Below are 22,754 nucleotides of genomic sequence, written 5' to 3'. Positions count from 1 at the left end.
CTTAGCCTCCTTGAATTGGCGACAATAACTCAATGCTGTCGCCTTCGTTGAGGGTTTTAGCATCGCATTGACTGCGCGGTACAAAGTCACCATTAACGGCAACGGCAAATGGCGGTCTTGCGCCAAACTGGCTCAACGCCTGAGTGAGCGATGTATTTTCGTTCACTGTAACTGACTGACCATTAATTAAAATATTCATTTTTATCCTTTAGCAATTAAGCTCACTGCGTCATCAACCACCTGAGGCGCGAGTAAATAGCCATGACGGTACAAGCCATTAATACTGATCACTCGACCTTGCTTTGTGACTTTCGGGCGGTTGTCTGCAAACGCTGGACGAAGCCCTGATTGCAAGCTCTCGATACGCCCTTCAGCAAAGCCGCTATGCACCGTATAAGCAGCAGACAATAACTCCAGCGCCGAGCGCACGGTGACTTTACCGCGGTCTTGCGATTCGATTTCAGTCGCACCAATCACAAATTGATGATTTGGCTTTGGAGCAATATAAATTGGGTAACGCGGATGCATCAGTCGTATCGGTCTGGTTAGGTTCACCTCTGGTGCATATAAACGCGCCACCTCCCCTCTTACTCCACGCAGTAAGGGTTCAGCCTGTTTAGCACCCAAGCCGCGACAATCAAATACATAATCATAGCTTTGCCCATTCACTTGATGGGCGTTCAATTCAACTTTACAGCCAAAGTTAAATTGCACTCCTTGCGAGGTAAGCTTTTTAAAACTAGCGCAATAAAATGCCTGATTATCGAGCTGCCCTTCACAAGGTAAATACACACCTTGATGGAAACGCCCAGCTAGATCTGGCTCAAGATCAGTGATTTGAGTGCCAACCAATGCCTGTGCCTGATAGCTTTCAAGTGGTTTTAAGCGGCTCACAAAACTTTGTAAATCGCCCTTATCTTGCTGATGAGCAACCACTAAACTGCCTGTTTGTTGAAAATACACCGCTTCATCGAGCTCACGTAAAATTTGCTGCCAACGAATGATGCTATTAAGCCCTTGTATGGCTAAATCCTGTTCACACAGGACTGATTCTGCAAGGGGGGCTAACATCGCTGCAGCAACGCTACCGGCACTGTTGCTAGCATGTTCATCATCTTGTTCAAACACACTTAACTGATGCTCTTTAGCAAGTGCTAATGCAGTTAAACGGCCAGTTAAACCAAAGCCCAATATCGCTATCTTTAATGACATAAACTTTCTAGGCCTAAGCTCTAGGCCCTAGGTAAATGCCCAGAGCCTATCGCTGATGCCTAGCTCCATCAATTAAACTGCTTTGTGGTAAATCTCAGAGCCTGTTTTTTTGAACTCGTCTGATTTCGCTTTCATTTCGGCTTCAACATCGACCATTTTGATTTCGATAGCATCACCTACGTTATTCGGATCTATGCCTCTTGCTTCAAGATCTTTGGCGTAATCACGAACTTCTTGAGTGATCTTCATCGAGCAGAACTTAGGGCCACACATAGAGCAGAAATGTGCAATCTTGCCTGATTCTTGTGGCAATGTTTCGTCGTGATATTCGCGGGCGCGTTCAGGGTCTAAACCTAGGTTAAATTGGTCGTGCCAACGGAACTCAAAGCGCGCTTTTGATAATGCGTTGTCACGCTCTTGCGCACCCGGGTGGCCTTTTGCCAAATCGGCAGCATGAGCAGCAATTTTGTAAGTGATTAAACCTTCTTTAACGTCTTCTTTGTTAGGTAAGCCTAAATGCTCTTTAGGGGTTACATAACAAAGCATGGCACAGCCGTACCAAGCAATTTGCGCAGCGCCAATACCTGATGTGAAATGATCGTACCCCGGTGCAATATCCGTGGTTAATGGACCAAGCGTGTAAAACGGTGCTTCTTCACAGTGTTTTAGCTGCTCTTCCATGTTCTCTTTGATCATATGCATTGGCACATGGCCAGGGCCTTCGATGAACACTTGCACATCATGTTTCCAAGCAAGTTTTGTCAACTCACCTAAAGTACGTAATTCGCTGAATTGGGCTTCGTCATTAGCATCGGCAATAGAGCCCGGGCGCAGACCATCACCTAATGAAAAACACACATCATACTGTTTTAAAATTTCACAGATTTCTTCAAAGTGCGTGTATAAGAAGTTTTCTTTATGGTGCGCTAAACACCATTTCGCCATGATTGAGCCACCTCGCGAAACAATACCGGTAACACGCTTTGCCGTCATCGGCACGTAACGCAGCAATACCCCAGCATGAATAGTAAAGTAATCAACACCTTGCTCTGCTTGTTCAATCAAGGTATCGCGGAAAATCTCCCACGTTAGGTCTTCAGCCACACCATTTACTTTTTCAAGCGCTTGATAGATTGGTACTGTACCAATTGGCACTGGCGAATTACGTACCACCCATTCACGGGTTTCGTGAATATAGCGACCCGTTGATAAGTCCATCACCGTGTCGGCGCCCCAACGAGTCGACCACACCATTTTTTCTACTTCTTCTTCGATTGATGATGTGACCGACGAATTACCAATATTCGCGTTCACCTTAACTAAGAAGTTTCGGCCAATGATCATCGGCTCAGTTTCAGGATGGTTGATGTTGTTAGGAAGCACGGCGCGGCCACGGGCAATTTCATCACGCACAAATTCAGGGGTAATAAAATCAGGAATGCTAGCGCCAAACGATTCGCCTTTGTGCTGGGCTGCTAGTAACTCTTCACGAATTTTAGCGCGTCCCATGTTTTCACGAATTGCGACATATTCCATTTCAGGCGTCACAATGCCTTGTCGCGCATAATGCATTTGGGTCACGTTTTTACCCGCTTTTGCACGGCGGATCTTTGGTAGATGTTCAAAGCGGATATGATCTAACCCTTCATCTGCCATTCGCTGTTGAGAAAACTGCGAAGTCACTGAGTCTAAAATTTCAGTGTCGCCGCGGCTTTCAATCCACTTTTCACGGTATTTCTCAAGGCCCTTGCGCACATCAAGTTGAAAATCTGGGTCAGTATATGGACCTGATGTATCGTAAACACGAATTGGCGCGTTAGGCTCAAATACAGGGTTCTCTTCAGTGCCACCGATAAAAGTATCGCTGAGAGTGATTTCACGCATCCCTACTCGTACATTGTCTTGTGTACCTTCTACATAAACTTTATGAGAATTAGGAAACGGTTGCCCTGTTAAGTTATAAATATAATCTGATGCAGCCGCGCGGACTTCGCGGCGAGATGGTTTAGTTGTTGTGTTTGACATGACTTACCTCATTGCTTTAAGGGTTGTCTTGTCAGATATTGCAAATGCAATAGAGAGTGGCAAACGCCATTGGATCGTCAATAAGCTAAGTGCTTACTAGTGCAGCCTGTACCGCTTATGCCCCAAAAATTTGGCGCACAAGCGCCCAGTGAGGCAGCTTGTTCCCTACGCAGGTGTTAGCCTGATCAGGTTCACGGATCCCGCTTTCGCGATCTCAGCCTTATTAAAGGCACTCCGACAAGTATAAATTCGTTTCTTTTAAAACGCCCTGAGTGTACGTCAGTTAAAAATTTGCTGCAAGCTCAGCTACTTTAGTTTTTTGCAATGAAGGTAAAGTGGTGCTCACCTTGCAAGGTCAGTTGCTCACCAGTTAAAGTAATGGCCGCACCTTCTTTTAGCGTTGACAGTAATTGCTGCTCAAGCGCATCAACTTGCTCACCACAAGATTTACGTGTCATACCTAACTTATTTACTGTTAGCGTATCTTCGCTGAGCGCACCTTCACCAAAAAATTTATTACAGCCAGCAAAGCCGTTAACCTGCATCGCTTCGATAAAACGCAGCGAGGCTGTTTGGGATACAGGAATGGCTAAACCATTCACTTTTGATAATTGCCACTGTGTATATTTTAATTGCTCACTAGTGACTGTCCCTGTCGATGAGCAGCCCATGCAAAATAATACTAAAAGGAGGGGCAAGGCTACTAACTTCATATTTTTTTACGATTCAAATTTCAATGTAGTAATAATAACAACATTTAACGCAATTGATCGTTAAAAAAACATGTTTTATCTGTAAAAAATTGTTCTAAGTTAGCTTTTTAAATAACAACGCAGACTATTTGAATAAGTTATCGACTTCTTCTGGTAAAAAAGGACGACCTTTTTCATTTACCGACGTGCCAATCACCAAAGCTTGCAGCATCACTTTATCATCATGTTTACGATACACCGTTTGCCTAAAAGCAAACTTTAAACGGCTGATACGCTCAGGCTCAACTGCAACGTAAAACTCATCGCCCGGCACTAGTGATGCCTTGTAATCCATTTCGCTTCGCAGCACGACAAGGTTTACTTTTTCTCTTGCTAGCTTTGCAAAGTCGATACCTTGAGCATGTAAAAACTCATGGCGAGCATGCTCTAGGTAATTAAAATAAACACTGTTATTAACAATGCCTTGTAAATCACACTCATAATCACGCACTTTAAAGTCTACTTTAAAGGTCATAGTCGTATTCCTAATCAATTTACGTATAATTGCCTGCGTTTATACCATAAAAATTGATTTTATAGCCATTTGGCTAGCTAGGTTGCTAGAATAGCAGTCCCGAAAATGGAGTTAAGAATCCGCATGAAACGACGTTTATCATTATTATCTGCTGCCATCCTGCCTTTATTTGCAGCATCTTCGATTGCTTACGCTGAAGACGGTGATCTAGAAACGATTGAAGTTACCGGTGATTTCAAAAGAGAAAGCATTCAAACCCTTAGTGCTAGCGCAAGCTTGTTTTCAGATCATGAAATCAATCAACGCGGTGCAAAGTTTTTAGATGAGATGCTTGCTAGTGCAGCGAATGTAAACTTTACCTCTGGTGCATCTCGTGGTCGTTTCGTGCAAATTCGTGGTGTTGGTTTACGCTCACAGTTTGTTGACCCTATTAATCCTTCGGTTGGCTTAGTGATCGACGGTATTAACTACTCTGGTTTAGGCGGCAGTTCACTGTTATTTGATATCGACCAAGTTGAAATTTATCGCGGCCCACAAGGGACTCGCTTTGGTGCTGATGCCTTAGCTGGCATGATTCAAATGGAATCTGCAACACCCACTCTTGACCCAAGTGTGAAAATACAATTAGGTGCGGGCAACTACAACAGCTATGAAGCAGGTATTGCCGCAGGTACGGGTATTACCGACGACACAGCAGTACGCGCCAGCATTTATCAACGTGAGTCTGATGGGTATGTAGAAAACCGTTATTTAGGTGAAGATACCCAGCAACAAGATGAGCTTGTTTCTCGCTTTAAGTTACACAGCCAATTGACCGAGCATTTGCGTACTGAACTGAATGTACATTACATCGATATAAATAACGGCTATGACGCATTCACACTAGATAACAGCCGTTACAGTGTTGCTGATGAGCCAGGCCAAGACAACCAAGAAAGCATTGCGGTTGGCCTAGCAAACATATACACCGGCTTTGACTTTTTTGATGTTAGCTTAAACCTATCTGGTATCGACAGCGAGCTGTTATACAGCTATGACGAAGACTGGGTGTGTAATGATGAAGCCCAACCTGAGTTATGTGCTGCTGGCTTGCATGATTGGGGTTATAGCTCAACAGATGCTTACTTTCGCGATCGCCAAGATCAAGCGGCTGAGCTGCAATTTAGTGGTAAATCTGGTGAGTGGGTCGCAGGCATTTACTATCAAGGCCGCGAAGTTGACTTAGAACGTCAATACACTTGGCTTGCGCAACCATTTACCTCAAATTATGAAACCAGCAATATTGCTGCATACGGTCAATTAGCAACACCTATTGGCCCAAAAACAACCTTAATTACAGGTTTGCGTGTTGAGCAGTATCAAGGCGACTACATTGACAATAACGGTTTTATTGAAGAAACCGATGATGTCATGGTGGGCGGTAAGCTTGCACTTGAATACCAAGTTATTGATCGCACCATGATTTACACCAGCATTACTCGTGGCTATAAAGCTGGCGGTATTAACTCTGAAGCTTTAGCAAAAGCAAAAGACGAAGGCTTAAACCTAGATGCTGATTTCTTTGCTAATCACACATCATTTGCCCCTGAATATCTATGGAGCGGTGAGTTTGGTGTGAAAGGCAGCTCTTTGGACGATAAGTTTGTGTTACGTCTTGCCGCTTTCTACATGTACCGTGAAGATATGCAGCTAAAATCGTGGCAAGTTGAAGGCCAAAAATTCACAGGCTATATCGATAACGCAAGCTCTGGCGAAAACTATGGTTTAGAAATTGAAGGCAGCTTCCAAGCTACTGACAATTTACTACTAACGGGTAGTGCAGGTTATCTACATACAGAAATCAATGACTTTGTTGCACAATCAGGCCTAGATCAAGATGGTCGAGATCAAGCACAAGCTCCTAAATACCAATATGCATTCACTGCGCGTTATAACTTTACGCCAGCACTTTATGCATCAATTGGTGTAGAAGGCAAAGACGATTACTACTTCTCTGATAGCCATAACTCAAAAGCACCTAGCAGCAACTTAGTGAATGCTTCATTTGGTTATGAAAGTGATAATTGGAGTATTAATGCATGGGCACGTAACTTATTTGACGAAGACGTACCGACTCGTGGTTTTGAGTTTGGTAACGATCCATTAGACGGTTACACCACTCATACATACACACAACTTGGCGAACCTATGGTTGCCGGTGTGACATTTATTTACGAGCTATAAGCAATTTGGTGCTAGGTTTTTTACCTAGCACCCAAACACCTAGAGCCAAGAGCCAAGAGCCAAGAGCCAAGAGCCAAGAGCCAAATAAGTTAAGCCCTTTCAACATCAAAGGCGAGTACGTCTTTAATCTTTTGTTTATTCGTTGCCAGCATAATGAGTCGATCAATACCCAGTGCGACACCCGCACATTGTGGTAAGCCATGCTCTAGTGCAGCTATTAAACGCTCATCCATTGGCACTTGTTTTAATCCATTCGCTTCACGGTATTGATTATCTTCACTAAAACGAGCTGCTTGCTCTTTGCCATTGGTCAGCTCATTAAAGCCGTTTGCCAGTTCCATATTTTTAAAATATAACTCAAAGCGCCCTGCTACTCGCTCATCGTGCTGACAAATTTGCGCAAGAGCGGCTTGCGATGCAGGAAAATGATAAACGAAACAAGGCTTTTCTTGGCCAATCGTTGGCTCAACCTTCATACAAAATAATAGCTGTAACAAGGTATCGCGATGTGTTTCATTCGCGGCAATATCGACAAAGCCCTGCTCTGTTGCTAGTTGCTGCAATGTGCTGATATCAGCAGTTAAAGGATCTACACCTAAGGCGTTCATAAAGGCTTGCTGATAAGTGAGTCGCTCTGCGCTTTCTACGCCAAGCACCAATTGCATAAGCTCATCCATTTCATCCATAAGCGCAAATTCATCAAAACCCGGACGATACCACTCAAGCATTGTAAATTCAGGATTATGATGACTACCCGCCTCTTCATTACGAAAGGCTTTGCATAGCTGGAAAATAGCCCCAGAGCCTGCAGCAAGTAAACGCTTCATGGCAAACTCAGGTGATGTTTGCAAATAAAGTGGTAAGCCACCAGCATGACCAGGACCAACAAACTCGGTACTAAATGTCGCTAAATGCACATCGGTTACACTGGCCGCACTTAAGCTTGGCGTTTCAACCTCCATAACATCACGATCATAAAAGAACTCGCGAATACGGCGGATGATAGCGGCACGGTGGCGTAAAGTTTCAATATCGGCGCTTGGTTGCCAAAGGACATTAGACATAAAGTGTTTCCCAAAAAAAATCCCAGCAGAAGCTGGGATTTTATAATAAATTGCTTAACAAAGCCTGTTACTTAACACGGCTCACGTATTCACCGCTACGTGTATCAACTTTGATCACTTCGCCGATTTGTACGAATAGAGGAACACGAACAACAGCACCTGTGCTTAATGTTGCTGGTTTACCGCCAGTACCCGCTGTATCACCTTTTAGACCTGGATCTGTTTCAGTAATTTCTAATTCAACGAAGTTTGGTGGAGTCACAGCGATTGGGCTACCGTTCCAAAGCGTGATTGTACAAACGTCATTTTCAACTAACCATTTTGCATTGTCGCCAAGCGCTTTTTCGTCAGCAGCGATTTGCTCAAATGTTTCGTTGTTCATGAAGTGCCAGAACTCACCGTCAGTGTATAGATACGCTAAATCTGTATCCATTACGTCTGCACCTTCAACTGATTCACCTGACTTGAATGTTTTTTCTAGTACTTTACCTGTGATAAGTTTACGAATACGAACACGGTTAAACGCCTGGCCTTTACCTGGTTTTACCATTTCATTTTCTAAGATGCTGCAAGGTTCGCCATCTAACATAATTTTTAGGCCGCCCTTGAACTCATTGGTGCTATAATTCGCCATCGTTTCCTCTGTCTAAATAATTTCGAGTAATCTACGTGTCAATGATACAAAGAAATGAAGTAAATTTGCATAAAAACTGGCAAAAAGAATTGGCAAATGTTGTCACTTGTCCTGAACGCTTGCTAGAAATGCTAGGATTATCAAGCAAAGTAGACGAAAAAGACCTCAAAGCACGCAGTCTTTTTCCTGTCCGCGTGCCACTGCCTTTTATCAAAAAAATGCGTTATGGCGACATAAACGACCCTCTTTTGCTGCAAGTGATGCCAAGACACCAAGAGTTTTTAGCAAAAACAGGTTACGACAAAGATCCTCTAAAAGAGCAAGATAACAACCAACCTGGTTTGTTACACAAGTATCGCTCTCGGGTTTTAGTGATGTTTAAAACCGGCTGTGCTGTAAATTGCCGTTATTGTTTTAGACGCCATTTTCCTTATCAAGAAAACCAATTAAACAAACGCAGCTTGATTGACGCACTGGCTTACATAAAAGCAGACAGCAATATCAACGAGGTCATTTTAAGTGGTGGCGATCCATTGATGGCCAAAGACGATGCTGTTAGTTGGTTTATGGATGAGTTAGAGCAGCTTCCGCAAATTAAACGCATGCGTATTCACAGCCGCTTACCTGTTGTGATCCCAGCAAGAATTACCGATGAGCTATGTGCACGCTTTGTTGCATCGCCCTTAAAGGTGGTGTTTATAAATCATATCAATCACGCTAACGAAATTGATGATGACTTTAAAGCGGCCATGCAAAAGTTAAAAGCTGCGGGAGTGACGTTATTAAATCAGGCGGTGTTACTAAAAGATGTGAATGATTCTGTCGAGTCGCAAGTTGCATTAAGTGAAGCGCTATTTGAGGCAGATATACTTCCTTACTACTTACATCTACTAGATAAAGTTGAGGGTGCTAGCCATTTTGATATCGCTGAGAGTCAGGCACGGGAAATCGTGACGGCTATGCTGGCAGCATTGCCGGGGTTCTTAGTTCCTAAGCTTGTGCGCGAGATCGGCGGCGAAAAAAGTAAAACGCCAATCGATCTCAATCTAAGTTAAACGTATACGTTTACGTTGTTACCTAGTGTCGCAGTTACCGACTTAGCAGGTGTTTGTGCAGCACTGGTGTTCATTGCTGCGCCTTCGATAAGTGCAAGTGCCGCAGCACCATCAGCCTTTTGCTGTTTTTTAGCAAGCGATGCGCTGTAAACCTCTGCGCTTTCACCACCGCCACTCATCGCTGGTAAGCTTGATCCTGATATATTCATAGTTCATTACCTGACTTTTTATGACAATCCACGTACTATATCGGCATTGCAGTCTAAAGCTTTAGGAAAAAAATGGATTCAATTATTGAACAACTCAATGCTAACCTAAAAATCGTTTATCGTCAGGCACTTGATGCTGATAAAAAATTAGATGATTTACAGCAGCAAGGCCATGGCAAATTCAAAGCCTTATTTGCAAAAGATGCTGGCTTTGATTTTGAAGCGAAACGCTTTAAACCTTACGTTCTCGATGTTGCTGCTGATGTAGAAAGCTTAAGCAACGACGGTATGGACGAAGAAAAACTGAAAAAAACCGTTATTAAACTGCAACAGTTACTACAACTGTTAGCGACGTTTAAATAAATTAACGAATAAATTTATAGTGGCTCTTTAGCTTTGAGTTCAACAAGGTATATTTAGTGTTAAAACTCATATAGTTAATTTTGGCAGCGCTTTTATATCTTGTTAATTATGCACACAAAAGCAAAAACATTCGATATAAAGTTGCTGCCATAAAAACGTATTTATTCAGCTGAGTCAATTGACGGAAGTACTTTATCCTCAAACCACTCGGCTATCAGTTTATTATCGTAATAGTATGAATCTTTGTAACGCATTACGATACCATCTAGATAGCTCATATCTTTAAGTTTCAAATTGCTATCTTTACTAACAACTTTCCCGTCATTACTCTTAACGGTGTAATTTAAAGTAATTTTAGGTGAGTATGTCGAAGTCATTACACGAGGCTCGGTGCCATTACCATTACCATTGCCTAACAGAACTTCACCAGCTAAATCCAAATCTGTTACCTCAACAGAAAAAACATAACCATCAGGCAATTTACTTGCTAATTTTCTAAACGTTTTTTCGTGGTTACGCTTAACGCTGTTATAGTAATTTTCTTTTTTCCAATTGCTCCCTGGACGCACATCACTGTATTCATCAAAATTATGCCATTTTACTTCGGCTTCTCCTGAATAGGCAAAAGCAGGTAAAAGTAAACCTGTTACAAGTAACACTTTATTGATTTTAATCATTCCATTTCTCCGTTAGATATCAAACAATTACATAATCAATATTTATAAAATGTAACATGTGATTACTAAATAAAAATCATGTAATAGAATAACAATATGGTTCAAAATGTAACCAATTTCAAGACTAAGAGTTCCTTTTTTGTCTTAGGTATTGAACGTTAAATGAATAAGCTAAAAGAAAAATTTATATATGGAGATTCCAAATCAGATAAAATTTAAAAGTTGTAGCAGCGATTAAATATGTATTTACTTTGTAAAATATACTTACAGCTACAGCAACATAATTACTAAATTTACTCACCCAAATTTAACGACGGCAGTAACTCATCTTCAAACCAATCAGTGATTAAGCGCTTGTCATAATAATAGGCTTCGTCGCGCCCCATTTTTATGCGATCCATGAAACCCATGTCTTTAAGCTTTACATCGTTTGCTTCACTTATCACTTTACCGTCTTTATCCGTAACTGAATAATTTAGGTCGATACGCGGAAAATAAATTGGTTTAATAATGCGCAATTCATTCATGGTACCAAAACGCACATCACCCGCTAGGTCTAGCTCTGTCACTTCAACATTGAAGGTGTAGCCTTCAGGTAACTTTTCAGCAAGTTTGTTAAAGTGTTTTTCAAAACTCTTCGCCACGTTCTTATGAAATGAACCTTTTGGTGAGTTGTTTCCGGGGCGAACATCGCGGTAATCGTTGAAGTCATGCCATTTAACTTTTGCTTCTCCTGCGTGAGCAAAAGCGGGTAGTGCAATGACCATTGCTAAGGCAATTTTTTTTACTGTATTCATCTGTTTCTCCACTTAACAGGTATAGCTAATAATTAAATTTTAGCTGCTGACAATTAACTATAGCTTAATATCTAAACACTTAGGTGTAACCAATATGGTGCAAAATGTAATCAAAAACAAGCGATTCATGTTTTTGCTTTATCGCCGTAAATCACAATTAATTCATGTAATTTAGGCCGAAATGTGATGAAATAAGGCTAATTCAACCAGGTATAGTTCATGGATATTTTATGACCATTTTAGTCACCGGCGGAGCCGGATACATCGGTTCTCACACCGTATTAGAGTTATTACAACAAGGTACTGACGTTGTTGTACTCGATAACTTAAGCAATTCATCAAATGAGTCACTGGCTCGGGTAAAACAAATTACTGGCAAAGACGTCACGTTTTATCAAGGTGATATTTTAGATAGAGCCTGTTTAGACAAGATCTTCAGTGAACACACGATTGATAGTGTTATTCACTTCGCAGGTTTAAAAGCGGTTGGTGAATCGGTTGTAAAACCTATCGAGTATTATCAAAACAACGTACAGGGTACACTGACTCTGGTTGATGCAATGCGTGATGCTGGCGTATTTAAGTTAGTATTTAGCTCATCAGCAACGGTATACGGTGACCCAGCAAGCTTGCCAATTCGCGAAGACTTCCCAGTTGGTGGCACGACTAACCCTTATGGCACATCAAAGCTTATGGTTGAAATGATGCTGCAAGATATCGCGAAATCAGATGAACGCTTTGCCTTTGTTATCTTACGTTACTTTAACCCTGTCGGCGCACATGAATCTGGTCTTATTGGTGAAGACCCAAATGGTATTCCTAACAACTTATTACCTTATATTTCGCAAGTCGCTGTGGGTAAGCTAGAAAAGCTAGGTGTATTTGGGGATGACTACGATACTGTAGATGGTACAGGTGTTCGTGACTATATCCATGTCGTCGATTTAGCATTAGGTCACTTAAAAGCGCTGAACCGAATTGCAAGTGATACAGGTGCGCACGTATTTAACCTAGGCACAGGTAATGGTTATTCAGTACTGCAAATGGTTACCGCTTTTGAGAAAGCCAGTGGTCAAGCCGTTCCATACCAAATTTCGCCGCGCCGAGCTGGCGATATTGCAGCTTGCTACGCAGCTCCAGAAAAAGCGTTAAAAGAGCTTGGCTGGCAAGCTGAGCGTGGTATCGATGAGATGATGCAGGATACATGGCGCTGGCAAAGCAATAACCCGAACGGTTACAAATAGTCAAAGTCATTATAAGGCCGATGTTCACACATCGGCTTTTTAATTTGATGAGGCTTTCTTAAGCTGCGCAATACCCCAGAAAAGTATCCCTGCCCCCGTGCACGATAAGAAAAAGAACAACCCTAAGCCGACAGGCGATCCCCAAAACAAAATACTGTATAAAACTTCCATCTCTATATCCTTTATTATTATTTGAATTGTAAGTTATATAAGTTTTAGGAATAGCTCGTCAAGTCGCACATCAGCGCATCGCTTGAATACTCTCAAGCGCTACAGCTAGCTGTGCTTTTAGTTTTTTATAGCGTACATAAACAGCCAGCACGATAATGCCATTAACACCAAGCTGGATAAGCCATAGGCTGTATGTTTTAAACATAACCATATTAAACAAGGCAACGATTAACAAAGCGCACCAAAGAACAACGCAGCCAATAAAACTCACATGCCAGTAATGAATTTGATGCTTCAGCTGGCTTTCTTTAAAATTAAGCATTGCATTAACGTCTAACGTTTCTGCTCGCCAAAGCTTTCGTCTTAAACGGTATGACCAAATTCCAAAACCTAAAGGAATAGGCACTAATAGCGCAAACATAATGGTTTCATAAGTATCTTGTGCCTCAAACAACATGGCGTAAATACAAAATACGGTTACCACAACACCTAAAAATGAGTCGATTAACCCTTTTAGCTTTAACTTAGTTCGCGACTTTTGCGTTTGCGCTATTAACGCTGCACTATCCACTTTCGGCGTTGCCTGCACGAATGCCTGCTGCCACTTAGCTAATTGATCATCTGCTTCGAATTTATCCACGTTATTTACTCCATTAGGCTCGCAAGTTGCTGTCTTGCTCTACTTGCACGCTTAGCAACCGCATCTTCAGACAGCCCCAGTGTTTGAGCTATCTCACTTTGATTAAACCCTTCAAGCTGTAAAGCAAGCACCTGCCGATATTTCAGCGTTAATTTACGAAGGGCAGCCATTAAATCTAAACTGTCGTCTGGTGATTTATGCGTACTTAAGGCTTGGGTGTAATCAATACTTTCAGAGCTTGCCACCTCTTTGCGGTTTTGCTCTTTTATCACATGATCAACCGCTTTATTGTGAGCTATTCGGGCAATATAGGTTTTTATGCTGGCATCGCCACGAAAGGCAACATCGGGTGATGAGTCATTACTTTCAAAAGCGCGCCAAACAGCCAACGACATCTCTTGAATTAGCTCATCTTGTAGCGCTTGATTGATCTCGTAAGTTGCAGCAACACGCGCCAACAGCGGCGCGTATTCATTCAGCAATGTGTTTATTTGAACATCAGCTTTCACTGTACTTCCATGTTTTTATTATTATTTGAACAAACGATTATAGGCACAAAAGTAGGTACATGCTAATACCGGCCCTACCAACAACATAGGTAAAAGACTATAAGGGGCAGTAAAGGTAACGAGCATATTAATCAAACAAAGCATGCTTAATGGTTTAATCACCTTTAGTGCCTTTGTAATGCCTTCTTTAACAGCTGCACTAAGCGAAGCATTGTTTAAAAGTAACAGAGGTACCACAAACATAAGCAACATATTTACAGGAACAATTGATACAAACATGACCCCTACGCGCCAGCGCTCAACATCAACAAACTGACCTGACAATAAAGCCGATAACTGCTCACTACCAATCAAAGTACTCCCAACAGCAAATTGCACCAGCGCCAATAAAATACCAACAACTGACCACACGGCAACTCGCCCCCACTTCGCCCATGTTGCATTGTGTTTAAATGAAAAGCCTTGCTGATTATTCAGGTTAAACAACAATGGCCACACCGTTGCCATTAACATAGGCGCTAACCATTTTGATACTGTTAAACCTGTAGGTGCAGGTAATAGCTGCACTAAACCAGGCACAATAGCGAACAGCGTCATAAGTAAAAAAAGTTTAAACGGTGCTTTTTTAAATAGCCCCCACCCTTCTTTTAACCAAACAGCAGCATCACTAAATGGTGCATTTGTTGAATCAAGTTTTAGCGTATTCACAGTTGATGTTGTAGTCGTCATGAGTTTGTCCTTTTCGTAAAAATAGATACATAAGACACTGCCTATCGCTAACCCTAATAGGAACAACTTCGTGTCATTTGCAGCTATAGACGAGACAAACACAGAAAACCTGACAAAATATTTTTAAAAAATTAAAAATAATTTTATTTCGTTGAATTTTAAAGATAAAAAAGAGGTGGAACAATAGTGGAACGCAGCTGCTTAAGATAGATTTAAGCTTTGATTTTTGGGTTTTAGGATTTTTACAGAAAGAAAATGGTGGCCCCTCCCAGACTTGAACTGGGGACCTAACGATTATGAGTCGTGTGCTCTAACCAACTGAGCTAAGGGGCCATTGTATTAGCGAAAGCTAAATTTTTTTGATGCGTTTAGCAGGTTTAACTGACTAAAGCGGGATGCAGTATAAAAAGTTTTTGTAACCTTGTCACTAGCAAAACCCTTTATTTTAACAATCACTAAATCAACTGCTCAAATAGTAAACTCTTTGTTTTTACAACGACCTTAAAGCATGCCGATTAGTTTCTAGCCTCCGACATTGTTCTAGATCAAATAGCTAAATCACTAAACTCGTTAAAATAGCCGCTCAATCAATTGCGGAGTGCTGACTGTGATAAATTTACCAAGCTGGGATCAATCTCTGATCAACAAGTACAATATTTCTGGGCCTCGATATACATCTTACCCAACAGCATTGTCTTTAGCTGATGGTTATAACCAACAAGATATGATTAATGCAATTGCGGCATCGAAAAGCCGTTCTTTATCCTTGTATATCCATATCCCTTTTTGCAGTCAGCTTTGTTATTACTGTGGTTGTAATAAGGTGATCACTCGTCATCAATCTAAAGCCGATTTATACCTAGATAATTTAGCGCTTGAAATTGCTGAGCAAGCAACGCTTTTTGCCGATTATAACGTTGAGCAACTGCATTTAGGGGGTGGTACGCCAACGTTCTTATCGGCAGAGCAAATGAGCCGCTTAATGGCGTTGGTTGAGCAGCATTTTAATTTTGCTGATGATGCCGAGCGCGGTATTGAGATTGACCCTCGTTCTTTAGCTGATGGCATGCTAGTTCACCTACGTAAGCTTGGCTTCAATCGTGTTTCGTTTGGTATTCAAGATTTCAATGATGATGTGCAACTGGCAGTTAACCGCCCGCAAAGCGTGCAATCTGTAAAAGGTTTAATTAGTGAGGCTCGTGAACTTGGCTTTAAATCTATTAATGCCGATATGATTTACGGTTTGCCACTGCAAACACCAGAGAGCTTTAAAGAGACGATTGCACAGCTGATAGAGTTAAATCCTGATCGCGTGTCGGTATTTAACTATGCTCACTTACCAGATAGATTCGCTGCTCAGCGTAAAATTAAAGACGCTGACTTACCATCTGCGGGCGATAAGCTCACTATGTTCAAAAATACCCTTGAGCAGATGTTAGCGGCGGGTTATCAGTTTATTGGTATGGACCACTTTGCCCGCAAAGACAATGAATTGGCAATTGCACAAAACGCAGGTCAGTTACACCGTAATTTCCAAGGTTACACAACGCATGGCCAATGTGACTTATTAGGTTTGGGTGTGTCATCTATTTCGCAAATAGGCAATGCCATTTTACAAAACGAAAAAGAGTTAAAGCACTATTACAAAGCTGTGCAAGAAGGCTATGGCAGTGCAATCTGTAAAGGTGTTGCTTTAACTGATGACGATACGTTACGTGCAGCGGTTATCAAACAATTGATTTGCCAGTTTGAGCTGGATATTCCAGCAATCGAAAAGCAGTTTAATATCAATTTTGCCAGTTACTTCTGCGAGGCACTACAGGCACTCGACCCATTACTAGCTGATGGCTTGGTATCTGTGAGCCAAGATAAGATCACAGTAACAGCTCGCGGTAATTTATTTATTCGTATTATTTGTATGTGCTTTGATGCGCACCTACAACAACAAATAAAGCAAACTCGTTTCTCACGAGTTATCTAGCCCAACAAAAAGCAGAGCCTAGGCTCTGCTTTTTATTTTGTTTAATTCAACGATACGTCAACTTAATTGAATACTACGTTTTCGCTGCCTGGAGCGGCTTTAAACTCTTCAATTATACGTGCGCAATCTGCTTTGATTTCATCGCTATGCTGCTCTTCAGCACGCCAGCGAGCGGTGTCCATTTTAAAAATCTCTTTTTTAGAGTATTTCTTACGGGCATCGTGCGTTGGCATATCTTTTACGACTTCGTACATTTTAAATATGCCTGGGTAGCGCTCACTTAGCTCAAACTCTTCTGCAAAGCTGTATTGAGAGATCAGCACCCAAATACGTAAGCAGCCTTCTGAGAACTCACATTGCTCTTCATTCATTGCACGGGCAATTAAATGAATGCTATCGGCTAACTTTGCATTACGCTTTGCTTTTGATGCCGCAAGCTTTTGCTCATGCTCAGCTTGCTTCTTGGCGATAAGCTTATTTTGCTCTTTTAGTTTATACAGAAGTTGTCCTGCATAAAACGCAAGCCCTGCGATAATTGCCGCACCAATTACGATGGCAATAATCAAGGTTGTGCTCATCGCTCATCCTCATCTTCGTCATCAAACCATTCATTGGCTAAGTCATCAGATAAGTACTTATCGAAGTCAGATTCACCTTCATCGTATGAATCATCTTCAAAGTCATCTTCGTACTCGTCTTCATCTTCAATGCCTAATAACTCACACAGTGCTTGGTGGCGAGCAATACGGCTATTAAAGTACTTAGCGTCTTTACCTGTTAATAACTCACCGCGCTCATGACGCTCAACCAGCTTAAGTAGACGCTCGTCATTCTCTAGCGCTTCTAACTCTTGCTCTGGCGTTAACTCAGGCTCAGTCACTTTCTTAAGCTCAACCATAGGTTTTAAGTTGCGTTTCATTTCAACTTTCGGCTCAGCCTTAGGCGCAACTAAAGAAACCGGCTTTTTACTACCAACACGCTTATCTTTCGGTTGATTGTTTGCAGCAGTGTTTTCTGCATTTTGTGCATCAGGTGCATTTCGAGACCCAGGTTTAGCACCTTTGGTCTTTTTAACTCGCTGCTCTTTTAACGCGCGCATCTCTCTAAGCTTTTCTTTGCTCAGACGTACAGGACCATTCGATGGAATTTTACGCGACTTTTTCTTTCTACTCATATCTTGATCATCTCACTTAAGAGGTTGTGCACAACGCCTTTGTGGCATTGTAATGCTGGCATAACCAGAAGAATTCGATGTGCGGATGTGGTTGGTCAACTTGACGAACTGCGCACTTTTCATACTTTTAGTACAAACGGTGGCTATTGTAACAGGACAAATAAAAAGGCGGTAGAGAAAACATCTCTACCGCCTACTAATCTGAGCGCCAATTATCTGGACACTTCTCCCTTCGACTTTTTAGTCTTTATTATTTTTATTATTATTGTTTATCCATTTTGTTATTGTTTTAACCTTCCGTGTAGCATTCCATTTTGTTTTTATTATTAAACTTCCATGAGCTTTTATTATTCTCGGTCAATCCTGACACTTTTTTGTTATTTCCTTTAGGACACCTAACCAGTGTCAACCCCTAAAGACTTGCCGCAGTCACTTTCCTTATTACATTGTCCATGTTGTTTTTGCTGTCTCAGCGACAGTGGTTAATTTACTCATTAATAATTTTGTTACAACTGATTTATATAATTTTTCTTACAGATAAGATATTGCAACAAGATCAACTTATTTAATAACAAAGAGTTATGTATAAAATTGAAATAAAAATAAGATTTAGCTTACAGCTCGATATGGACAATGTCTCACAAAGGCGTGGGAGATTTCGACATGCTTTAAATACAAAAAAAGCAGCTTGCGCTGCTTTTTTCACACTAATCACATATTACTGCGGAGTATTTCTACCCGCAATCAGACTTTAGTGTAAGCCACCTAAGTATTTTGAAAGTACTTCGATGTCTTTGTCTGTTAGCTTTTTAGCGATGTCTTGCATCATACCGTTTAAGTCGTTATTACGCGTACCATCACGGAATTTTTCAAGTTGTGACTTGATGTATTCTGGATGTTGGAACGAAACTTTCGGGAATTTAGCTAGTGATGTACCGTTACCACGAGGACCGTGACACGCAGCACATGCTGGAATACCACGCTCTGCATCACCGGCTTTATAAAGCTGCTGACCTACTTCTACTACATCTTTAGGTGTTGTACCTTCAGACATATTTAAAGAAGAGAAGTAAGCTGCTAGGTCTTTCATGTCTTGATCGCTAAGCGGCATAGCCATACCACTCATTACTGGATCCATACGACCTTCTTTGCCGCCAGATGTCATACCTAATTTAAACTCTTGTAATTGTTTATAGATATAATCTGCGTGTTGGCCTGCAATTTTAGGGTAGATATTAACCGGTGCATTACCGTCTGGGCCGTGACAAGCCGCACACGTTGCCGATTTCTCTTTACCTGCGTTTACATCGCCATCAAATGCTGTTGCGTTGCTTGCTGACAACGTACCAAGCAATATAGTTAAAGATAGTGCTATTTTTTTCATGGTGAATTCTCTGTTTCCGACCCTGTATCATCTACAATATGGATGTTGTGATTTCTATATTCTACACGATAATAAATTCTCTGGCACGTTTTCTGCCCACATTAAGCTCATAATTTATAGGGATTTGACTTAGATTAAGTTTATACCTAGTAATTTTCCTAATTTAAAGCCAATTTAGCACGCTTAAATACGCTTTTGAATGCTGCTTTAATAGTATAAAATACGTGCCTTAAGTGGAAATTAGCCACTGTTTGTTATTTTTTATAAAAGACTAGGAGAGCCTGTGCTCAAATCTCGTATCAAATACAATACTGCGTCCTTTGTTACCAGCGCACCTGATATCTCACGCTTACCTGCTGATACGGGGATTGAAGTCGCGTTTGCTGGTCGCTCTAATGCGGGTAAATCAAGTGCTTTAAACACGTTAACAGATCAAAAGTTAGCACGTACTTCTAAAACACCCGGCCGTACTCAGCTGATCAATACCTTTGAACTTGATGCCGATAAACGCCTTATCGACTTACCGGGCTATGGTTTTGCTAAAGTTCCTATCGAAATGAAGAAGAAATGGCAAAAATCGCTAGGTGAATACTTACAAAAACGTCAAAGCTTAAAAGGTATCGTTGTTTTGATGGATATTCGCCACCCGTTAAAAGATTTAGACCGTGACTTAATCGACTGGGCGGTGGGCAGCGAAATTCCAGTGCTGGCACTATTAACTAAAGCCGACAAGCTAAAACAAGGCGCGCGTAAAGCTCAAGTTTTACAAGTTCGTCGTGAGTTAAGTAGTTTAGATGGTGATATTACAGTACATGCCTTCTCTTCACTAAAAGGCACAGGCTTACCTGAAGTTGCTAAAAAGCTCGATGAGTGGTTCTTAGGACCCATTGAAGCGCAAGCACCTGAGTCTGGCGAACAACCAGAAGCTTAATCGCTTAGGCCAAGTAATAACGCTTGGCTAATGATTCTATATAGTAGCCCTGCTCATCTGAGCAGGCTATTTCTGCCCACTGATAATAAACATTTCTCGATACCCTCGCAGCCAAGCCATGTGCTAATTGAAGATAAGGCACACTGACACCTTCAAATTCTCTCAGTAATAGTGGTTGCTTTGCTGATACCAACCAAGCGCGCTGTAAATTATCGACACAACAAAGCGCAAGGCCTTGCTCTGTCTCTTCGAAACGCCAATCAACAATAATAAAAGGCACATCTTCGACTGTGATGGCCATTTTCTCGACGGGTGTTTTTAAAAAATAATTATCTGCTTCTTTGCAAAGCACAGAGGCAAAGAGTTTAACCATTGCCTCGCGCTTTATTTCACTGCCGGCATAAAACCACCGCCCTTGCGCATCAATCAATATAGGCACTTGCCCACAGTTTTGTGGCTGCCATTGATCAAAAGGTTTATCGGGTGCCTGAAGAGCAGCTTCTAAGTCAGCAAGTGATTGCATTACTTTTCTTTATCTAGCGTCAAAGAAAATGTTACAGGTACAGCTGTCGCAATTGATGGTAAACCCGCAAGTTTTTGTAACTCACTAATACCTTCTGTTACTTTGAAATCACTTGCATTAATAATCACCGGCGTAAACGATGAAACAGTAACATCGCCTTTCGGTGACATATTGGCAAGCACATCAATCGTTAGCTCTTTCTTGTTGCCATGGAAGTCTAATTCAGCTTTCAAACCTTTAAGCACATGTTGACCTGGTTTTAGCGTCAACAGCGCTTTGCTTAAATCAGCAGTTAACACTGCATTAGGGAATTTAGCTGTTTCAAATAACAACTTAGTCATGCGCTCATTACGGATAGGGATCAGAGTTTCAACCGATGTCAGGTCGATCATCAACTTAAATTGACCTTGTTCGTTTAGTGTACCCGACACCTTTTTGAAATGATGCGCTTCTGCAACTGAATTCTTTTTGATAGACACAAAGCTTACATTGCTTTGTTCATTATTAACTTGCCAGTTTGCGCTGGCTAAAGGGGCAACTAAAATACTCGATAATGAAAAGGCAGCAATTGCCATAGATTTAAACATAACGCATTCCTTCGAAAGTAAATAAGAATCACTTTGATGGTATCACTTGCGTTAATTTGTGCAATGAATTGTATGATAAGGAAAGAAAAAGCGACTCACTCAACAAGGAGTGAGCCGTTATAGCAAACTGGGGAGAAGCTATCAATACGTTGCATCCTTTCAGATGCATCATCAACAGGATGTCCTACAGGATGAGGACGGCGCGGACTTTAGCAAATACCAGATTAAAAATAAATTGCATAACCGCAGAAACAACACAAATTGATAAACATATAACGAAACACTAAAACCATCTTTTCTTGTTTACTTGAAATTAACATTACAGCAAGCCGTAATTTAGGGTAAAGTGAATTATCGACACGCAAAAACAAGGCTTTTTTAAGGCTTGTTAGTGATAAAAATTGCAGTAGAAGAGTAAAAGGTATGAAAAAAATCCCCTTAATTTTATTTGCTACCTTACTTTTTTTAATGTCCCCCTACTGCCATGCAAAAAAAACAACGACACAATATCCGGTAATTTTAGTTCATGGGCTAATGGGGTTCGATAACCTACTCGGCCTCGATTATTTTTATAATGTTGCTACAAGTCTCAATCAAGAGGGTACCTTGGTGTTCACGCCAGCGGTCTCGGCTATTAATAGCTCTGAAGTACGGGGCGAACAGTTACTCACTCGCGTAAAAGCAATTTTAGCACTAACTGGCGCCAAAAAAGTAAACTTGATTGGCCATAGCCAAGGTGCGCAAACAGTGCGCTATGTTGCTTCAGTCAGGCCAGATTTAATTGCTTCAGTGACTAGTATTGGCGGTGCAAACTATGGCAGTGGCATTATTGATCTAATTAGTCAAAAACTACCTGCAAACTCTCAAGCTGAACATGCTGCTCAATTAGTATTTGATGCATTTGGTGGTGTTATTTCACTACTATCAGGTAACAGTGATTTACCACAAAACACACTGGGTGCATTAAATAGTTTAAGTACACAGGGTGCTCATACATTTAATCAAAAATACCCGGAAGGATTACCGTTAAATGAATGCGAGCAAGGTCAGCTAGTTGCCGAAAATGGGGTGTACTATTTTTCGTGGAGTGGTACAGCAGCACTCACCAATATACTGGATCTAACCGACTTGCCCATGCTGCTTGGTTCGTTACTTATTTTAGGCAAAGATGACGGCCTAGTATCGCGCTGTAGCAGCCATTTAGGACATGTCATCAAAGATGATTATGAAATGAACCACTTAGATGAGATTAATCAGTTTATTGGTTTGCACAATTTTCGGGAAGTTGACCCTATTGAGCTTTATCGCGAACACGTAAAGCGGTTACAGGAGTTGGGGTTATAAACAAGTTAGCAAGTTAGCAAGTTAGCAAGTTAGCAAGTTAGCAAGTTAGCA

25 protein-coding genes, 1 tRNA gene and 1 riboswitch are annotated in these 22,754 nt (G+C 41.3%); of the genes, 7 read left to right on the top strand and 19 right to left on the bottom strand.

Annotated features, from left to right (window positions below):
- Position 1: 1 nt before the first annotated feature.
- The 5 genes from thiS to AN213_RS16480 all read right to left on the bottom strand — a co-directional run bounded on the left by thiS (position 2) and on the right by AN213_RS16480 (position 4,464).
- Complete coding sequence (gene thiS, locus AN213_RS16500) at positions 2 to 199, bottom strand: sulfur carrier protein ThiS (RefSeq protein WP_055199186.1); 198 nt, start codon at positions 197 to 199, stop codon at positions 2 to 4.
- A 2-nt stretch (positions 200 to 201) separates the two neighbouring features.
- Positions 202 to 1,212: an FAD-dependent oxidoreductase gene (locus AN213_RS16495; RefSeq protein WP_055199185.1), complete on the bottom strand. Its 1,011-nt coding sequence runs from the start codon at positions 1,210 to 1,212 to the stop codon at positions 202 to 204.
- A 72-nt stretch (positions 1,213 to 1,284) separates the two neighbouring features.
- A complete protein-coding gene (thiC, locus tag AN213_RS16490) occupies positions 1,285 to 3,237 on the bottom strand; it encodes a phosphomethylpyrimidine synthase ThiC (protein WP_054561127.1) in 1,953 nt (650 codons plus the stop codon).
- A gap of 145 nt (positions 3,238 to 3,382) precedes the next feature.
- Positions 3,383 to 3,484, bottom strand: a riboswitch (TPP riboswitch).
- A gap of 64 nt (positions 3,485 to 3,548) precedes the next feature.
- On the bottom strand, positions 3,549 to 3,908 hold the full coding sequence (locus tag AN213_RS16485) for an META domain-containing protein (RefSeq protein WP_330218873.1): 360 nt from the start codon (positions 3,906 to 3,908) through the stop codon (positions 3,549 to 3,551).
- Between the two features lie 166 nt (positions 3,909 to 4,074).
- Positions 4,075 to 4,464, bottom strand: coding sequence for a thioesterase family protein (locus tag AN213_RS16480; RefSeq protein WP_054561129.1), 390 nt, complete (start codon positions 4,462 to 4,464; stop codon positions 4,075 to 4,077).
- Between the two features lie 123 nt (positions 4,465 to 4,587).
- Here AN213_RS16480 and AN213_RS16475 point away from each other — a divergent pair, with 123 nt between their 5' ends.
- Positions 4,588 to 6,687 (top strand): TonB-dependent receptor, encoded by a 2,100-nt coding sequence (locus AN213_RS16475; protein WP_055022209.1) that lies wholly within the window; start codon positions 4,588 to 4,590, stop codon positions 6,685 to 6,687.
- 89 nt (positions 6,688 to 6,776) lie between these two features.
- Here AN213_RS16475 and epmA read toward each other — a convergent pair whose 3' ends face one another.
- Together epmA and efp are read right to left on the bottom strand one after the other, a co-directional pair.
- Complete coding sequence (gene epmA / locus AN213_RS16470) at positions 6,777 to 7,751, bottom strand: elongation factor P--(R)-beta-lysine ligase (RefSeq protein WP_055199183.1); 975 nt, start codon at positions 7,749 to 7,751, stop codon at positions 6,777 to 6,779.
- A 67-nt stretch (positions 7,752 to 7,818) separates the two neighbouring features.
- Entirely contained in the window at positions 7,819 to 8,385 is a 567-nt protein-coding gene (efp, locus tag AN213_RS16465) for an elongation factor P (RefSeq protein WP_054554126.1), read from the bottom strand.
- A gap of 41 nt (positions 8,386 to 8,426) precedes the next feature.
- Between efp and epmB the strand changes: the two genes are divergently transcribed.
- Entirely contained in the window at positions 8,427 to 9,440 is a 1,014-nt protein-coding gene (epmB, locus tag AN213_RS16460) for an EF-P beta-lysylation protein EpmB (protein ID WP_055199182.1), read from the top strand.
- On the opposite strand, the gene AN213_RS16455 is transcribed toward epmB, so the two are convergent.
- Entirely contained in the window at positions 9,437 to 9,649 is a 213-nt protein-coding gene (locus AN213_RS16455) for a hypothetical protein (RefSeq protein WP_054554124.1), read from the bottom strand. The genes epmB and AN213_RS16455 overlap by 4 nt on opposite strands.
- A gap of 72 nt (positions 9,650 to 9,721) precedes the next feature.
- On the opposite strand from AN213_RS16455, the gene AN213_RS16450 reads away from it, so the two are divergent.
- Complete coding sequence (locus AN213_RS16450; protein WP_054554123.1) at positions 9,722 to 10,012, top strand: hypothetical protein; 291 nt, start codon at positions 9,722 to 9,724, stop codon at positions 10,010 to 10,012.
- A gap of 161 nt (positions 10,013 to 10,173) precedes the next feature.
- On the opposite strand, the gene AN213_RS16445 is transcribed toward AN213_RS16450, so the two are convergent.
- Both AN213_RS16445 and AN213_RS16440 read right to left on the bottom strand, forming a co-directional pair.
- The gene (locus AN213_RS16445) at positions 10,174 to 10,689 is read right to left on the bottom strand and encodes a DUF3016 domain-containing protein (protein WP_055199181.1); all 516 of its coding nucleotides are present in this window, start codon (positions 10,687 to 10,689) and stop codon (positions 10,174 to 10,176) included.
- A gap of 293 nt (positions 10,690 to 10,982) precedes the next feature.
- Entirely contained in the window at positions 10,983 to 11,486 is a 504-nt protein-coding gene (locus tag AN213_RS16440; RefSeq protein WP_055199180.1) for a DUF3016 domain-containing protein, read from the bottom strand.
- A 230-nt stretch (positions 11,487 to 11,716) separates the two neighbouring features.
- On the opposite strand from AN213_RS16440, the gene galE reads away from it, so the two are divergent.
- Entirely contained in the window at positions 11,717 to 12,730 is a 1,014-nt protein-coding gene (gene galE, locus AN213_RS16435; RefSeq protein ID WP_054552825.1) for a UDP-glucose 4-epimerase GalE, read from the top strand.
- 241 nt (positions 12,731 to 12,971) lie between these two features.
- Here the strand turns inward: galE and AN213_RS16430 are convergent, their stop codons facing one another.
- The 4 genes from AN213_RS16430 to AN213_RS16415 all read right to left on the bottom strand — a co-directional run bounded on the left by AN213_RS16430 (position 12,972) and on the right by AN213_RS16415 (position 15,112).
- A complete protein-coding gene (locus tag AN213_RS16430) occupies positions 12,972 to 13,541 on the bottom strand; it encodes a hypothetical protein (protein ID WP_055199179.1) in 570 nt (189 codons plus the stop codon).
- A gap of 5 nt (positions 13,542 to 13,546) precedes the next feature.
- Positions 13,547 to 14,050 (bottom strand): RNA polymerase sigma factor, encoded by a 504-nt coding sequence (locus AN213_RS16425; protein WP_055199178.1) that lies wholly within the window; start codon positions 14,048 to 14,050, stop codon positions 13,547 to 13,549.
- 21 nt (positions 14,051 to 14,071) lie between these two features.
- Positions 14,072 to 14,779, bottom strand: coding sequence for a hypothetical protein (locus AN213_RS16420; RefSeq protein WP_055022205.1), 708 nt, complete (start codon positions 14,777 to 14,779; stop codon positions 14,072 to 14,074).
- 256 nt (positions 14,780 to 15,035) lie between these two features.
- Positions 15,036 to 15,112: transfer RNA gene (locus AN213_RS16415), tRNA-Ile, on the bottom strand.
- Between the two features lie 274 nt (positions 15,113 to 15,386).
- Between AN213_RS16415 and hemN the strand changes: the two genes are divergently transcribed.
- Positions 15,387 to 16,760, top strand: a complete 1,374-nt coding sequence (gene hemN, locus AN213_RS16410; protein ID WP_054561151.1) for an oxygen-independent coproporphyrinogen III oxidase — start codon at positions 15,387 to 15,389, stop codon at positions 16,758 to 16,760.
- A 62-nt stretch (positions 16,761 to 16,822) separates the two neighbouring features.
- On the opposite strand, the gene AN213_RS16405 is transcribed toward hemN, so the two are convergent.
- The 3 genes from AN213_RS16405 to AN213_RS16395 all read right to left on the bottom strand — a co-directional run bounded on the left by AN213_RS16405 (position 16,823) and on the right by AN213_RS16395 (position 19,318).
- Entirely contained in the window at positions 16,823 to 17,338 is a 516-nt protein-coding gene (locus tag AN213_RS16405; protein WP_054561152.1) for a DUF2489 domain-containing protein, read from the bottom strand.
- Positions 17,335 to 17,934: a Der GTPase-activating protein YihI gene (yihI, locus tag AN213_RS16400; protein WP_054552854.1), complete on the bottom strand. Its 600-nt coding sequence runs from the start codon at positions 17,932 to 17,934 to the stop codon at positions 17,335 to 17,337. Before yihI ends, AN213_RS16405 begins: the two co-directional genes overlap by 4 nt.
- 751 nt (positions 17,935 to 18,685) lie before the next feature.
- A complete protein-coding gene (locus tag AN213_RS16395; RefSeq protein ID WP_054561153.1) occupies positions 18,686 to 19,318 on the bottom strand; it encodes a cytochrome c in 633 nt (210 codons plus the stop codon).
- Positions 19,319 to 19,601: 283 nt separating this feature from the next.
- On the opposite strand from AN213_RS16395, the gene yihA reads away from it, so the two are divergent.
- Positions 19,602 to 20,249, top strand: coding sequence for a ribosome biogenesis GTP-binding protein YihA/YsxC (gene yihA, locus AN213_RS16390; RefSeq protein WP_055021879.1), 648 nt, complete (start codon positions 19,602 to 19,604; stop codon positions 20,247 to 20,249).
- Positions 20,250 to 20,253: 4 nt separating this feature from the next.
- On the opposite strand, the gene AN213_RS16385 is transcribed toward yihA, so the two are convergent.
- Entirely contained in the window at positions 20,254 to 20,772 is a 519-nt protein-coding gene (locus AN213_RS16385; RefSeq protein WP_054561155.1) for a DUF1285 domain-containing protein, read from the bottom strand.
- Positions 20,772 to 21,359, bottom strand: a complete 588-nt coding sequence (locus tag AN213_RS16380) for a YceI family protein (protein ID WP_054561156.1) — start codon at positions 21,357 to 21,359, stop codon at positions 20,772 to 20,774. Before AN213_RS16380 ends, AN213_RS16385 begins: the two co-directional genes overlap by 1 nt.
- A gap of 423 nt (positions 21,360 to 21,782) precedes the next feature.
- Here AN213_RS16380 and AN213_RS16375 point away from each other — a divergent pair, with 423 nt between their 5' ends.
- Complete coding sequence (locus tag AN213_RS16375; protein WP_055199177.1) at positions 21,783 to 22,703, top strand: triacylglycerol lipase; 921 nt, start codon at positions 21,783 to 21,785, stop codon at positions 22,701 to 22,703.
- Positions 22,704 to 22,754 lie beyond the last annotated feature (51 nt).

The sequence above is a fragment of the Pseudoalteromonas sp. P1-8 genome (genome assembly GCF_001399985.1).
Classification (GTDB): domain Bacteria; phylum Pseudomonadota; class Gammaproteobacteria; order Enterobacterales; family Alteromonadaceae; genus Pseudoalteromonas.
Note: the sequence above shows the minus strand (reverse complement) of the source record. Positions and strands in the feature narration are given on the sequence as shown.